The 14279-nt window shown below is 65.3% G+C and carries 11 protein-coding genes and 1 tRNA gene; 7 read left to right on the forward strand and 5 right to left on the reverse strand.

Features of this window, described 5'->3' with window-relative positions:
• Positions 1–3: 3 nt before the first annotated feature.
• Both PHP91_RS03815 and PHP91_RS03820 read right to left on the reverse strand, forming a co-directional pair.
• The gene (locus PHP91_RS03815) at positions 4–564 is read right to left on the reverse strand and encodes a tetratricopeptide repeat protein (RefSeq protein WP_300137108.1); all 561 of its coding nucleotides are present in this window, start codon (positions 562–564) and stop codon (positions 4–6) included.
• 53 nt (positions 565–617) lie between these two features.
• Positions 618–1553 (reverse strand): FecR domain-containing protein, encoded by a 936-nt coding sequence (locus tag PHP91_RS03820; protein WP_300137111.1) that lies wholly within the window; start codon positions 1551–1553, stop codon positions 618–620.
• Positions 1554–1991: 438 nt separating this feature from the next.
• Here PHP91_RS03820 and PHP91_RS03825 point away from each other — a divergent pair, with 438 nt between their 5' ends.
• From PHP91_RS03825 to PHP91_RS03835, 3 genes are all read left to right on the forward strand, one after another.
• A complete protein-coding gene (locus tag PHP91_RS03825; protein ID WP_300137114.1) occupies positions 1992–4508 on the forward strand; it encodes a methyl-accepting chemotaxis protein in 2517 nt (838 codons plus the stop codon).
• A gap of 186 nt (positions 4509–4694) precedes the next feature.
• A complete protein-coding gene (gene selB, locus PHP91_RS03830) occupies positions 4695–6602 on the forward strand; it encodes a selenocysteine-specific translation elongation factor (RefSeq protein ID WP_300137117.1) in 1908 nt (635 codons plus the stop codon).
• 25 nt (positions 6603–6627) lie between these two features.
• Positions 6628–7389 carry a lipid-binding SYLF domain-containing protein gene (locus tag PHP91_RS03835; RefSeq protein ID WP_300137120.1) on the forward strand — a complete coding sequence of 254 codons (762 nt, stop codon included), beginning with the start codon at positions 6628–6630 and terminating at the stop codon, positions 7387–7389.
• Positions 7390–7393: 4 nt separating this feature from the next.
• On the opposite strand, the gene PHP91_RS03840 is transcribed toward PHP91_RS03835, so the two are convergent.
• Positions 7394–7469: transfer RNA gene (locus tag PHP91_RS03840), tRNA-His, on the reverse strand.
• Positions 7470–7539: 70 nt separating this feature from the next.
• Between PHP91_RS03840 and murA the strand changes: the two genes are divergently transcribed.
• Positions 7540–8796 carry a UDP-N-acetylglucosamine 1-carboxyvinyltransferase gene (murA, locus tag PHP91_RS03845; RefSeq protein ID WP_300137123.1) on the forward strand — a complete coding sequence of 419 codons (1257 nt, stop codon included), beginning with the start codon at positions 7540–7542 and terminating at the stop codon, positions 8794–8796.
• A 99-nt stretch (positions 8797–8895) separates the two neighbouring features.
• Here the strand turns inward: murA and PHP91_RS03850 are convergent, their stop codons facing one another.
• Positions 8896–10986 (reverse strand): molybdopterin-dependent oxidoreductase, encoded by a 2091-nt coding sequence (locus PHP91_RS03850; protein ID WP_300137126.1) that lies wholly within the window; start codon positions 10984–10986, stop codon positions 8896–8898.
• A 288-nt stretch (positions 10987–11274) separates the two neighbouring features.
• Here PHP91_RS03850 and PHP91_RS03855 point away from each other — a divergent pair, with 288 nt between their 5' ends.
• The 3 genes from PHP91_RS03855 to PHP91_RS03865 all read left to right on the forward strand — a co-directional run bounded on the left by PHP91_RS03855 (position 11275) and on the right by PHP91_RS03865 (position 13624).
• On the forward strand, positions 11275–11724 hold the full coding sequence (locus PHP91_RS03855; RefSeq protein ID WP_300137128.1) for a 4Fe-4S dicluster domain-containing protein: 450 nt from the start codon (positions 11275–11277) through the stop codon (positions 11722–11724).
• A 77-nt stretch (positions 11725–11801) separates the two neighbouring features.
• Positions 11802–12929, forward strand: a complete 1128-nt coding sequence (locus tag PHP91_RS03860) for a sulfite exporter TauE/SafE family protein (RefSeq protein ID WP_300137131.1) — start codon at positions 11802–11804, stop codon at positions 12927–12929.
• Positions 12930–13012: 83 nt separating this feature from the next.
• Complete coding sequence (locus tag PHP91_RS03865; protein ID WP_300137134.1) at positions 13013–13624, forward strand: hypothetical protein; 612 nt, start codon at positions 13013–13015, stop codon at positions 13622–13624.
• Positions 13625–13706: 82 nt separating this feature from the next.
• On the opposite strand, the gene PHP91_RS03870 is transcribed toward PHP91_RS03865, so the two are convergent.
• Positions 13707–14222, reverse strand: coding sequence for a PH domain-containing protein (locus tag PHP91_RS03870; RefSeq protein WP_300137137.1), 516 nt, complete (start codon positions 14220–14222; stop codon positions 13707–13709).
• Positions 14223–14279 lie beyond the last annotated feature (57 nt).

The following is a 14279-nucleotide window of genomic DNA, read 5'->3' on the forward strand; positions in this document are numbered from 1 at the left end:
GGGTCAATCCTTGTACAGGGCCTCGACGTCCGCCTCGGTGCGGATGGTCTCGCTGACCGGGAAGCCGTGCTCGCGCGCCTGCCGCATCCAGTACAGCCCCTTGGCCGCGTCCTTTTCCACACCCAGTCCTGCGGCGTAGAGGTTGCCCAGGTAGTACATGGCCACGTCGCTCCCGGCCTCGGCGGCCCTGGCGATGAGCCGCGCGCCCGCCTCGGGGTCGGCCGGGACGCCGTCGCCGTAAATGTTGAAGAGGCCGAGCATGAGCTGGGCGTCGGTCTGGCCCTGGTCCGCCGAGCGCTTGAGCAGCCCGGCGGCCTTTGCCAGGTCTTTTCCCACGCCCTGGCCCTCGGCGTACATGACGGCCAGGTGGTACTGGGCGTCCTTGTCCCCGTCGTCGGCCGCCTCCTGGTAATTGGCCGCCGCCGTGGGGTAGTCCTTGAGCAGGTAGGCCTTGGTGCCGCGCCGCTCGGCCATCTGGCCCGTGACCACGCAGCCACAGAGCAGGGAGGCCAGGATCAGGGCCAGGATCAGGGCGGCCGGATGCCGGGGAGTCGTCTTCGTCATGTTCGGTTCCTCGCTGCCGGGCCGCGCGTCGTTCCGGGTGGGATGGTTGCGCATCACTGGTGCCCTCCTTCGCCCCCGCCGCTTTCTCCGCCGCCGCCGGAATCGGAGCCGGAATCGCTGCCCAGGCCGGACATGGAGCCGTCCGTTCCGTCGCGCTGGCTCTCGGCCGCTTGTTCGCCCAGGTTCTGCATGCCGATGTTGTGCAGCGCGCCGTAGTCCGGCCTGCCGCTCACGTCGCCCAACTGGCTCTTGGAGTGGGCGATGTTCTCCTTGAACGCCCTGACCTTGCGGTCCCGGTCGTCCTGCTGGCCCTTGGGGCCCACCTCGCCCTGGCTGGTCATGGGCGCGGCCTGCATGACCGCGTTGCGCACCGAAGGCGGCGTGGGAGCGGGCGGGGTCATGCCGCCGTCAGGCCCCACGTTCACCGAGGTCCCGGTCCGGTTCATGCTGACCGCGCCGCGCGCCGTGGCCACCTCCATGGTGTGATGCGGGTCGATGGAGAGCAGCCCGATCTGCTCCGTGGCCGCCACCACGGCGAAGGGCTCGGTGCCCCGGATGCCGATGGTGGTCAGGGGGGTCTCCAGGTTGAACCCCTCCGGGTTCTGCTGGACGATCCGGCCCGTCAGGAAACGGAATGTCCCGGCTCCCATCTTGAAGAGCAGTTTGGACATGCCGGGATCATTGGAAAAAACATATTCATCAAGGGTGATGGTGGAATCCGGCCCCTGGGCGAGCAGGGTCTCGTCCGCCAGCCGGACCTCGATGTTGCTGGCCCGGCCGGTGACCAGCCGCTCGCGCGCGAAGACCGGGCTGTCCAGGTCCAGGGCGCGGTCCGCTCCGTCCTCGGCCACGGCCTTGGCCGAGCCGGTCATGGAGATCACTTTTCCTATGGGTTCGGCCGCCCGGGCAGGGCCGGCCAGGCACAGGCTGGCGAGAAGCAGGAGCGCCAGGGCCGAGGAGGCCAGGCGTGGCGACGGGCATGTGGGCATCGGCGGGGTTCCCCCTGTCGGTATGGGTGATGATTATTCTCGGATGTTAGCAGGGCTGCGCGGCAAGTCAACGAATTCGGCCGGGAGAGGTCCCGGCCCGGTTTCAGCGACCGGATAATGTTACTATAACAGGATTGCATTAAATGAGATGATTTAGATACAGTCATTTTTCACAAGTGTTTTGCGGTTTGGTGGCGAAATGGGGCGGATCTGTTTCAATATTATGTCCAAAAAAGCACAAAAGGCGTGTGGGTTGACCTTTACGAGAGGCGGAACTTAACGCCGAGGGTGGAGTGGTGGATACTCGCCATAGCCGCAGACGGATATTTTATCGGGAAAGTCCCGAGGGCCGTCGTTTCGTGAAGGCAGTGGATTTGGCTTCGCTGTGGGCCCTGGGGGAACAGTATGTGTCACCGTGAGATGATTTAGGGGATCGTGATGAGTATTCGGTACAAGATTATGCTTCCCATCCTGCCGTTGCTGCTGGTGGTGGGCCTTGGCGGGTACTGGCTGCTGGTCGGCCAGTTCGACGAACTGCGGCATTCCTTTGCCGGAATGCTGGTGGGGAACGTGGCCAAATCGGTCGAGCTGAACACGCGCAACGCCTCTGTCCGCGCCTTGGAGGAGGCGGCCCTGTTCAGCCGCCTGCCCGGGGTGGTGGCGGCCTTCGAGACGGCGCGGACCGGCGACATGGACGACGAGGCCGACCCTGCCGCGCAGCAGGCGCGCGAGCAGCTCCGGCGGAGCCTGGCCGCCTCGCTCAAGGGCTACAAGGAGATCGTGGGCGACAAGCTCCAGTTGCATTTCCATCTGCCCAACGGCCGGAGCCTGGCCCGCATGTGGCGCGAGAAGCAGGCCAAGCGGGGCGGCAAGTGGGTGGACATCTCGGACGACATCTCCGGGTTCCGCCAGACCGTCCTCGACGTCAACCGCGACGGCAAGCCCCGCCAGGGCATCGAGCCGGGGCGCGGCGGCTTCGCCATCCGGGGCGTGGCCCCGGTCCTGGACTCGGCCGGAAACCGGCTCGGTTCCGTGGAGGTGCTCAAGAGCTACGGCGACGTGCTGAGGCCGCTGGAGCAGGAAAAGGGACAGTTCTTCACCATCTACATGGACGTGGCCCTGCTGCCGACAACGACCAATCTGCAGGACCCCGAAAAATATCCGGTGCTGGACAAGGCGTTCGTCCGCGTGGCGGGCAAGAAGAGCGAGGCCCTGGACAAGGCGATCACGGCGGCCGACCTGCGTCGCGCCTTGACGGACGGGTTCTACGACCTCGCCGGGGACTTCGCCCTGTCGTTCACCCCGGTGCGGGACTATCAGGGGCGGCCCATCGGCGTCCTGGCCCTGGCGCAGGACATTTCGCTGCAGAACCGCATCCTGGACGGCGCGACCCTGCTTGTGGTCGGCATCTTCGCCGCCGCGGTGCTGATCCCGTTTCTGTTCATCGTCGGGGTGCTCCCCTTCACCGTGTGCCGTCCCTTGGCGCGCATCCGCCGGTTTGCGGACCAGGTGGCCAAGGGCGACCTGACCGAGTTCACGGGCAAGGTGCCCAATGACGAGATCGGCGACATCCAGCGCTCGGTGGCGCAGATTCCCGTCAATCTCTCCGGGCTCATCGGCAACTGCGAGGACATTTCGGAACAGGTCCGGCGAGGCAGGCTCACGGCCCGCGGGGACGAGACCCGCTACGAGGGGGCATTCGCCCAACTCGTGCGAAGCATGAACATTCTGGCCGACACCTTTGTCTCCACCTTCGACGTGCTGCCGTTCCCGGTCTTCACCATCGATCCCGGCCATACCCTGCTCTATGCGAACGGAAAGACCCGGGAGGCGGCCGGAACGGACAAGCCCCTGGTGGGACGCAAGTGCAGCGAGGTCTTCAAAACCGCCATGTGCGGCACCAAGAACTGCCTGTGCACCAAGGCCATGAATGCCCTGCAGAGCTCCTCCTGTTCGGCGAAGGCGGACCTGGATTGCGGCGAGCGCGACATCAGGGGCTACGCCATTCCCCTGGCCGTGGAGAACGGCAGGGCGGGCGGCGCGCTGGAGGTGGTCATGGACGAGACCGAGGTCCTGGGCACGCAAAGGCGCATCGTCGAGGCCGCAGAGCGGGCGCGTAACCTCTCCCTGCGCATGGCGACGGCCACCGGGCAGCTCTCGGGCCGGGTGGACGAGGCCATGAACGGCGCGAGCGACCAGGCCGCCAGGGCCACGGAGACGGCCACGGCCATGGAGCAGATGAACGCCTCGGTGGGCGAGGTGGCGCGCAACGTCAATCGCGCCGCCCAGAACGCCGAGCAGACCGAGCGCAAGGCCATGGAAGGGCACGAGATCGTGGACGAGGTGACCGGCTCCATCAACCAGGTCCGGACCATGGCCTCCCGCCTCAAGGACAACATGAACGGACTCGGCTCCCAGGCCGAGGACATCGGCCGGGTCATGACCGTCATCACCGACATCGCGGACCAGACCAACCTGCTGGCGCTCAACGCGGCCATCGAGGCGGCGCGGGCCGGGGAGGCCGGGCGCGGTTTCGCCGTGGTGGCCGACGAGGTGCGCAAGCTGGCCGAAAAGACCATGACCGCCACCACCGAGGTGGGCGACACCATCGGCGCCATCCAGAGCGGCACCCGCCAGAACATGAAGGAGACCGACAAGGTCGCCGAAGTGGTCCAGAACTGTTCCGCCCTGGCCGAAAACGCGGGCGACGCCCTGGTCGAGATAGTCTCCCTGTCCAAGGGGGCGTCGGAACAGATCCAGGAGATCGCCCTGGCCGCCGAGGAGCAGTCCGCCACCAGCGAGCACATCACCCGGGGCACGGACGAGATGCATCGCATCTCCCAGTCCACCAGCGACGCCATGGACGAGTCCGCCCAGGCCTGCGCCGAGCTGACGGACATCGTCCGGGAACTCAACGAACTCATCGAGGGGCTGAGCACCGGCGCAACGCAATAGCGCCGCCTCATCCCCGCGTTCACGCCCCCTGGTCCCGCCGGCCCTCCACCGGCGGGACCCCTTTTTTCGTCCCGTCGCTGCCGGATCGCGCCCAGGTCCGGGCCGGTGGCGTCCCGCGCGTTTGTCTGGTATGGTCGGCCGAGTTGGGAACACGCCGAATTCACGCGAGAAAAAGGATAGGCTTGCATGCCGGTCATCATGGGAACCGCCGGGCACATCGACCACGGCAAGACCACACTGGTCAAGGCGCTTACGGGCATCGACTGCGATCGTCTCTCCGAGGAGAAGAAGCGCGGCATCACCATCGAGCTGGGGTTCGCCTTCCTCGACCTGGGCGAGAAGGAACGGGTCGGCGTCGTGGACGTGCCGGGCCATGAAAAGTTCGTCAAGAACATGGTGGCCGGGGCCGCTGGCGTGGATTTCGTCACCCTGGTCATCGCCGCGGACGAGGGCATCATGCCCCAGACCCGCGAGCACCTGGAGATCTGCCAGCTCCTGGGCGTGACCACCGGCCTGGTGGCCCTGACCAAGACCGACATGGTGGACAAGGAGTGGCTGGACATGGTCACGGAGGAGGTCGGGGCCTACCTGGAGCCGACCTTCCTCGGCGGCGCGCCCGTGCTGCCGGTCTCGGCCCACACCGGCAAGGGGCTGCCCGAGCTCAAGGCGGCCATCGCCGGCCTGGTGCGGCAGTTCAAGCCCCGGAGGCGCTCCGACCTGTTCCGCATCCCCGTGGACCGCGTCTTCACAATGAAGGGGCACGGCACGGTGGTCACCGGGACCATGGTCTCCGGCTCCGTCTCCCTGGGCGAGGACGTGGTCCTCTATCCCGGCGGCCGCGAGACCAAGGTGCGCGGCCTCCAGTCACACGGCGAGACCGTGGAGACGGCCGCGGCCGGGCGGCGCACCGCCGTCAACCTGGCCGGGCTGGAGGTGGAGGACGTCCATCGGGGCGACGTGCTGGCCCGGCCCGGCACCCTGTTCCCGTCCACTGTCTGGGACATCGAGCTGACCGTGCTCGCCTCTTCGCGCCTGCCGCTCAAGCACCGCAAGGAGATTCATTTCCACCACGGCGCGCGCGAAGTCCTGGCGCGCATCCACCTCCTGGACCGCGACGAGCTCGCCCCGGGCGAGACCGCCGTGTGCCAGGCCCGGTTCACCGAGCCCCTGGCCGGGGTCTATGGCGACCGCGTGGTGCTTCGCTCGTTCTCGCCCCTGCGCGCCTTTGCGGGCGGCCGGATCATTTGCCCCCTGGGCCACAAGGTGAAGCGCTTTTCGGGCACGGTGGACTCCATCAAAAAACTCTGCGACGACGCCCCGGAAGTGGTGGCCGCCACCCAGTTGGAGTTGGCCGGGCCCGCCGGGCTGACCTTCGACCAGTTGCTGACCATGACCAACCAGGAGACCAAGGCCCTTGAAAAGACCTTGGGCGTGCTCGGCGGCAGACAGGAGGCCGTGCTCTTCGACAAGGAGGCGCGGCGCTATGCGGGCGGCGGGCTGGTCCAGTCCCTGGCCGACTCCCTCCTCGACTTCCTGGCCGCCTTCCACCGCAAGGATTCCATGAAGTCCGGCGTGCAGCGGGGCGAACTGGCCTCGTCCTGGGGACGCGACCTGCCGCCCAAGCTCTTCCATTTCATCCTGGAGCGGCTGGTCAGGAAGGGCGATGTGGCGGCCGAGCAGGAAATCCTGCGGCTCAAGGACCACAAGGTCTCCCTGGCCTCGGACCAGGCGAAGGTGCGTGAGGCCCTGCTTTCGGCCTACGCGGGCGGCGGCCTGACCCCGCCCAACCTCAAGGACGTGCTGGAACCGCTCGGCATGGACTTCAAGCAGGCCGCGCCCGTGCTCAAGCTGCTTCAGGACCAGGGGGAGCTGACGCGCATCAAGGATGACATGTACTACCATGTCCCGGCCCTGGCCGAGATCCGGGAGCGCATGGTCGGCTTCTTTGCCGACCACGAGGCCATGACCGCGCCGGACTTCAAGGAAATCACCGGGTTGTCGCGCAAATACCTCATCCCGGTGCTGGAGTATTTCGACAAGGAAAAGGTCACCGTGCGCGTGGGCGACGCCCGCCACCTGCGCAAACGGTCTTGACGGGCCGGAGGAACCCTTTTACGCCATGGTCATGCACATCCGCCACGCCATTCTTCTCGCCGTCGCCCTTTGCCTGGGGCTGGCGGCGGGCTGCGCCACGCGCCGGTCGTCGGCCACCCCGGACCAGGACGCCGCCAAGGCGCACGCCCTGGTGGAGCGCGCCTCGGCCACCCTGGCCGATTGCCTGGCGGGGGCGCGGGGCGGCGACCTGCGGCGGCTGCTCCCCAGGGCCAGGGGCGTGCTCATCGTCCCGGACATGGGCAGCGCGGGTTTCCTTTTTTCGGTGGACACCGGCAACGGCGTGCTGCTCCTGCGCTCCGGGAACGGCTGGACCGGCCCGGTCTTCCTGACCGAGGCCACGGGCGGCTTCGGCCTCCAGGCGGGCGTCACCAAGACCTCGGGCGTGTTCCTTTACACCGACGTGGAAGACGTGCGCTACCTGTTGGAGACCGGAGGTGTCTTCCAGGGCCGGGCGTCCGTCACGGTGCTCAACACCAATTTCAAGGGCAAGGACACTCCGAAGTTCAACGGGAGCGGCAACGTGTTTTTCGTGGGCGACACCGCCGGGCTGTATGCGGGAGTGGGAGTGCACGGCGGCGGGCTTCTCAGCCGCGAGTACCTGAACCGCGCATACTACGGCTTCGGCGAGGGCGATCCCGAGCCCATTCTCTTCAAGGGAGCGCCCGCGCCCGCCGACGGCCTGGCCCTGCGCCGGGCCCTGGGCGACGCGCTGGAACAAGGCGAAAAGGCGCAAAAAAAGGACGGAGCCGAAACTCCGTCCAAATGATAGCTGGGGTGAGTGAAGGGGCTTGAACCCACGACCCCCTGGGCCACAACCAGGTGCTCTACCAACTGAGCTACACCCACCACGTGAGGGGATTGATGTAGCGAAGGTTTCACCGGCGGTCAAGCACAAAGAAATAAAAAAAGGTAACCCATGGATAAACTTATTATTGAAGGTGGCGTGCCCCTGCAGGGCTCCATCCGGGTCAGCGGAGCCAAAAACGCGGCTCTGCCCATCCTCATGGCCTGCCTCCTGGCCGAGGGACCGGTCTCCCTGACCAATGTCCCGAGACTGGCTGATATTCGCACATCACTAAAATTGTTGAATATACTCGGTTGCGAGACCGCCTTCGAGGGCAACGACGCCACCAGCGTGTGCACCGGCCTCAAGTCCGAGGCCCCCTACGATCTGGTCAAGACCATGCGCGCCTCGGTCCTGTGCCTGGGGCCGTTGCTGGCCCGGCTGGGCGAGGCCCAGGTGGCCCTGCCCGGCGGGTGCGCCATCGGCGCGCGGCCCGTGGACCTGCACCTGCGCGGCATGGAGAAGATGGGCGCGAAGTTCGAGCTGACCGGCGGCTACATCCGGGGCGTCTGCCCCGGCGGGCTCAAGGGGGCCAAGATCACCCTCGACTTCCCCACCGTGGGCGGTACCGAGAACCTGCTCATGGCCGCCAGCCTGGCCCAGGGCGCCACCACCCTGGAGAACGCCGCGCGCGAGCCCGAGGTCGTGGATCTGGCCAACTTTCTGAACGCCATGGGCGCGAAGATCACGGGCCAGGGCACCAGCGTCATTACCGTGGAGGGCGTCTCCACCCTCAAGGGGTGCGCGTACCGCGTCATGCCCGACCGGATCGAGGCGGGCACCTACATGATCGCCGCCGCCATCACCGGCGGGGAGCTGGAGATCGTGGACTGCCCCTTCGCCGACCTGGACGCGGTCAGCTACAAGCTGCGCGAGATGGGCGTCTGGCTCCAGGAGATGGACGACTTCGTGCTGGTGCGCCGTTCCGACGGCCCGCTGCGCAACGTGGATGTGACCACGCTGCCGCACCCCGGCTTCCCCACCGACATGCAGGCCCAGATCATGGCCCTGATGTGCTTCGGCAAGGGCGCGGGCACCATCGAGGAGAAGATTTTCGAGAACCGGTTCATGCACGTCCTGGAGCTGGTCCGCCTGGGCGCGGACGTCCGCCTCAAGGGCCGCACGGCCATGGTCCAGGGCGTGGGCAAGCTCATCGGCGCGCCGGTCATGGCCTCGGACCTGCGCGCCTCTGCCTCTCTGGTCCTGGCCGGGCTGGCCGCCGAGGGCACGACGACCATCGAGCGCATCTACCATCTCGACCGGGGCTACGAGAACATCGAGGCCAAGCTCTCCGGCGTGGGCGCGCGCATCAAGCGGGTTCCGGCATAACGGGAGCGGCCGGGCCGCCCATCCAATACATCAAAGAGAGCGAGGCCGGGATCACGACGATCCCGGCCTCTCTCATCTTGGGGGTAGGTAGTAAGGAGGTTATCCTTTGGAAACCGTTATGAAGTGCTCCTGCATGGCCACGGCCCCGCCGCCCTTGTCGTACTTGCGGATGCCCCTGGGCATCAGCAGGTTGTCGGCCGCGCCCTTGCCTATGGCGCGGGACTCGACGGGCAGGGTGTGCCCGAACCCGTGGAGCATGAACACGCATTCGGGGTGGACGAAGTCCGTGACGAAGGCCTTGATCTTGGCCGAGTAGCCGTTGCCGGTCACGGTGACGTACTCGTCGTTCTCAATGCCCATTGCGGCGGCCTTGGCGGTGTTGATCCAAAGCACGTTCTCGGGCTTGCGCTCGAAGAGCAGGGCGTTGTTGACCGTGTGGCCCTGGGTGTGCAGGGCGCAGCGGCCGAAGGTGATGCGGAACGAGCCCTCGGGCGGCCGTTCGGGCGAGACGTAGGGCTTGAGGGAGGGCAGGCCGTCCGCTTCGAGCTTGGCGTCGATGACCTGAATCTTGCCGGAGGGGGTCTTGAAGGTCCCTTCCTTGACCGGCTTGAGCAGCGGTTCGCTGGCCAGGGTCACGATGCCCTTCTTGTCGAAGTCGGCGATGGTCACGCCGGTGCCTTCCAACTGGAAGTTCCAGATGTCCTCGATCTTGTCGAAGGCGAGCTCCTTGAGACCCATGCGCCTCGCCAGGCCCGCGTAGATTTCCCAGATGGCCTTGGTGTCGTAGACCGGCTCGACGGCCCGCTTGCGAATCTGGAAGGCGGGCTTGGCGCCGTTCTTGGTCATGATGATCTCGTCGCGCTCCAGGTACGGGGAGATGGGCAGAACCACGTCCGCGTACCAGGCCGTGTCGGACCAGGTGAAGGTGGCGGCCACGATGAGTTCGATGTTCTCCCACATCTTCAGGACGTCTTTCTTGTCCGGGAAGGCCATGAGCGGGTCGTGGCGGTTCACGATGTAGGCCTTGACCGGGTAGGGCGATTCGCTTTCGGCGGCCTCGTAGGCCAGGTTGACCAGGCCGGGGCCCGCGTCATAGTGCTTGCGGCCTTCCATCCAGCCCACGCCGTCGGCGCGGCGGCCTTCGGGCTTCGGGTAGAGGTTCATGAAGCTCTTGAGCCCCTTGGCCCCCACGTCGCCCGGTTTGACCATCAGCGGCAGCCCGCCCTTGGCGCCGACGGAGCCCAGGAGCGAGTTGATGAGGTAGATGGTCCGGCTCATGTCGAAGGAGTCGGTGTAGCGCGCGGTCATCCAGCCCGGGTGCCAGAGCACGCTGGGGGCGGCCTCGGCGAGCTGGCGGCAGAAGTCGCGGATGGCCTCGGCCTTGATGCCGGTTTCGCGCTCGGCCCATTCGGGCGAGTACCCGGCCACGAAGTCCTTCAGTTGGTCGAACCCGTCCATCCAGTCGGCCACGAACTTCTTGTCGTAGAGCTCCTCTTCGATGAGGGTGTGGATGACGGCCAGGTTGAAGGCGTAGTCCGTGCCGGGGCGGATCATGTAGAAGTTGTCCGCCTTGGTGGCCGGAACGTTGGCCCGGATGTCGATGACCGAGAGCTTGCACCCCTTGGCCATGGCGTTCAGGGTGTTGTTGACCTCGGCCACGTTGATGGCCTCGAAGATGTTGCGCTGCTGGAGCACGATGTGCTTGGCGTTCTTGAGGTCGTAGGCCACGCCCTTGCGCCCGAATCCGAACACGGAAAGGGCGGCGTTCTGCACGTTGCGCGCGCAGGCGGCGTCATGGTTGTTGTAATTGGACGTGCCGATGCCGCGCAGGAAGGCGCGGTAGAAATCTCGGAACGGACCGCCGCGGTCGGAGAAGAGCACGGAGTCCCTGCCGTACTCTTTCTGGATGGCGGTGAGTTTTTCGGCGACGTAGTCCAGGGCTTCGTCCCAGGACACGGATTTCCATTTTCCTTCGCCACGTGCGCCCTGGCGGATCATCGGACCCTGCGGGCGTTCCTTGTCGTAGGTGAGTGCGGTTCCCGCGGCTCCGCGCGGACACAGCGCCCCCTCGATCCCGGCGGCATGGGGATTCCCCTGGATGTACTCGACCCTGCCATCCACGACTTCGACCTGGATGGGACAGCGCACGGTGCACATGCCGCATATGCTGTAAACGTATTCCTTCATCAACTCCTCCCTGATTGGTTCCCGATCCGTCGGGAATAAGGTGGACTGCGCGACTTTTCTGATGACTGGCACGCTAGCAGCGCGCGTCAACACATCGCAATGATTAGCCCTGATGTGAAAGATTTCACATTATTTTGTGGGTCGGAAGAAAAAATAATAGGAAATTTTGGTGGCTTAATTGAGAAAGATATCACAAGCTGGGACTCCGTTGACCATATCCGAAAATTTCCTCAGATGGTGGGACATGATCGGACTGCGCGCGCCCATCACGACTTTTTATGAGGTGGAAAAATGGCCATTTACAAGATGAAATTTGACAAGAGCCGGTGCATCGCCTGCGACGCCTGTCTCATTCACTGCAAGGTGAAGAACAAGGTGCCCGAGGGGCTTAGCCTCAATCACCTCTTTGTCGAAGGCCCCATGGCCGGCAAGGATGGCAGGCCCACCGCCAAGCTTAAGTACCAGAACTGTCGCCACTGCAAGAATCCGCAGTGCGTTGACGCCTGTCCCACCGGCGCCCTGTATCAGCGCGAGGACGGCCTGGTCCTGTTGCATGCGGACAAATGCGACGGCTGCAAGGCCTGCATCGAGGCGTGTCCCTGGAGCGTGCCGGTGTTCAACGAGGCCACCGGCAAGATCATGAAATGCGATTATTGCGTGGATCGGGTGGATGCCGGCGGCACACCCGCCTGCGTTACGGGCTGTACGGCCAAGGCGTTGACCTTCGTCCGGCCCGAGTAGGTGAGGTTCAAACCACGCCATGCGGTATGGCGGGGTGATTTTTCGGGGTTCTATCAACATCATGTGAGGAGGTAACCGTGTTACGTTCCAAGAAAATGCTTCTGATCCTGGCCTTGCTGGCCGCCGTCTGCCTTATGGCGGTACCGGCGCTGGCCGACCAGCTGGCCGACGCCATCGCCGAGGCCAACCCGCAGGGTGAGCCCGGCTATCTGGGCATTCCCGGCGGTCCGCAGCTCAACGTCATGATCGGCTTCGTCTGGGCGATCTGGGTTGGCTGGATCTTCTCCACCGTCGGCGCGTTCGGCGGCATCATGGCCGGTGTCGGCCACATCACCATCTACGGCCTCGGCGACTACGCCAAGAGCTTCAAGAAAACCATGAAGCTCAACAAGATCGTCACCGACTCCATCCGCGTGTCCAACCAGTGGCTGGTGGGCTGCTCCGCGGCGCTTTCTTCCTTCAACTACTACCGTGCCGGCCGCCTGGTGCTGCCCCTGGCCATCGCCCTGGCCATCGGCTCCGTGTCCGGCTCCCTGCTGGTGCCCATTCTGACCGCCGGCAAGATCAGCCTGAAGGCCTACCTGGGCTACTTCGGTCTCTTCGTCCTGTTCCTGGGCTGCTACCTGTTCTACCAGACCACCCCCAAGGGTCAGGCTGGTCAGAAGGCCGCCAAGCAGGCCGCCGCCGCCTTCCAGAAGTCCGTGAAGGAGCAGCAGGCCGGTGGCCATGTCGACATGGCCGAGATGGGCGTCAAGGTCCAGAAGTTCACCCCCACCGCCTGTGAATTCACCTTCTTCGGCGTGGAGTTCAGCTTCAATCCGCTGATTCCCGTTATCGGCGGCTTCGTCATCGCGGCCCTGGCCTCCTTCCTGGGCGTCGGCGGCGGCTTCCTGCTGGTGCCGTTCCTGACCTCCGTGGCCGGTCTGCCCATGTACCTGGTCGCCGGCACCTCCGCCCTGGCGGTGCTCGTCGGCATGATCAGCTCCATCTTCTCCTACATGGTCATCAAGCACTCCCCGGTGGAGTGGAGCCTGATCGGCGCCGAACTCGTGGGCATCGTCATCGGTTCCATCATCGGACCCAAGACCTCCAAGTTCATCCCGGACAAGGTGCTGAAGTACATCTTCATCATCCTGGCCGCCTACGTGGGCATCCGCTACACCACCAAGGGCTTCCTGGGCCAGTCCTGGCTGCCCCCCTTCTAGGTCGCGAACAAGCCTCAAGAAGCGCAACAACATCGGGGCCGCCCGTCCGGGCGGCCCCGTACAAAAAAACCGCAGGAACAACCATGACCGCTCAAGCGATCTTTCAATTTCTCGACCCCTGGCTGATCTGGTCCTTCCGCCTGACCGCCAATCCCTACCTGGGATTCGCCCTGGGCATCTTCTGGATTTGCCTGGCGGCCACCGTTCTCGGCGAGCTGTGCATGGCCGGGGTCTACTTCCTGAACGCCAAGCATTTCGGGAAGATGAACAAGGACATGGTGCACAACCACAACCTGTCGGTGCAGGCCCTCGGCGTGCGGAACAAGACGGCCTGGAAGGCCTGCAACTCCATCGCCAACGAGGCCTTCGGCAAGAATTTCTTTGCCCATGTCGCCCTTTTCGCGTCCTCCGTCTGGATGGTCCCCTTCGGGCTGGGCTGGGTCTACTACCGCTTCGGCGCGGTGGACTTCAATGTCCCGTTCCTCGGCTCGGTGGGCCCGGCCTTCTACTTCCTCCCGCTCTACATCCTGACCCGGGTCCTGTTCTGCAAGGCCAAGCCGTGGATGCCGGTCTTCCGGACCATCAAGCGGAAGATCAAGGAGAACGAGGGAGACGAGGAAATGATGTTCTTTTCCGATCTGGCAAAGCCGACGTCCTCGGCCCCGGACAAGCAGCCCGCGGCGGGCAGCGTCTGAAGGTCCGAGTGAAAAAGGCCGCCCTTTTGGGCGGCCTTTTTTTTGCTCTTTGAGATGGGCCGGGCCAGTCCCGGCGGGGAGGCTACTCGCCCCGGGCGGCAGCCACGTCGCGGACGAATCCCTCCAGGTCCGAGGGGCCGAGCAGGTAGTGGCGCTCGGCGGTCTTGATGCAGAGCACGTCCGGGCGGTTGGTCACGATCACGGCTTCCGCGCCGTTCTTGAGCTCCACCAGGCCGGACTGGTATCCGGCGAACTGCATGATCTTTCGGCTCTTGGCCACGGCCAGGCCGTCGTCGAGCTTCAGGTTGCCCGGAAAGACCTTTTCCACCGACGCCCAGGGGATGACCGCGCTGGCGAACGGCGGGGCGGCCAGCAGGAGGCCCTCGTCGGCCACGGTGATGGCCGCCCGCTTGGGGTTGATGTAGAGCATGTACCAGTAGAGCATGGCCAGCGGCCCGGCGATGGCCGCCAGGCTGATGCCGCTCCAGGTCAGGCCCGACCGGAAGCACCAGGCCACGGCGGCGGTGACGCCGACCACGAACACGAGCAGCAGGACGGGGACGATGGGTTTCATGGGTATCTTGTAGGTGCTTGCCATGAGGCGACTCCTTGGGGATGCGTTTTTTTTGCCCTACATACGGGCTTGGCGGGCGGT

The organism is Pseudodesulfovibrio sp., assembly GCF_028692895.1.
Classification (GTDB): Bacteria; Desulfobacterota; Desulfovibrionia; order Desulfovibrionales; family Desulfovibrionaceae; genus Pseudodesulfovibrio.

Excerpts from the sequence above, each read along its gene's own strand:
- PHP91_RS03815 (WP_300137108.1), bottom strand. The coding sequence starts at position 564 with ATGACGAAGACGACTCCCCGGCATCCGGCCGCCCTGATCCTGGCCCTG.
- PHP91_RS03820 (WP_300137111.1), bottom strand. The coding sequence starts at position 1,553 with ATGCCCACATGCCCGTCGCCACGCCTGGCCTCCTCGGCCCTGGCGCTC.
- PHP91_RS03825 (WP_300137114.1), top strand. The coding sequence starts at position 1,992 with ATGAGTATTCGGTACAAGATTATGCTTCCCATCCTGCCGTTGCTGCTG.
- selB (WP_300137117.1), top strand. The coding sequence starts at position 4,695 with ATGCCGGTCATCATGGGAACCGCCGGGCACATCGACCACGGCAAGACC.
- PHP91_RS03835 (WP_300137120.1), top strand. The coding sequence starts at position 6,628 with ATGGTCATGCACATCCGCCACGCCATTCTTCTCGCCGTCGCCCTTTGC.
- murA (WP_300137123.1), top strand. The coding sequence starts at position 7,540 with ATGGATAAACTTATTATTGAAGGTGGCGTGCCCCTGCAGGGCTCCATC.
- PHP91_RS03855 (WP_300137128.1), top strand. The coding sequence starts at position 11,275 with ATGGCCATTTACAAGATGAAATTTGACAAGAGCCGGTGCATCGCCTGC.
- PHP91_RS03865 (WP_300137134.1), top strand. The coding sequence starts at position 13,013 with ATGACCGCTCAAGCGATCTTTCAATTTCTCGACCCCTGGCTGATCTGG.
- PHP91_RS03870 (WP_300137137.1), bottom strand. The coding sequence starts at position 14,222 with ATGGCAAGCACCTACAAGATACCCATGAAACCCATCGTCCCCGTCCTG.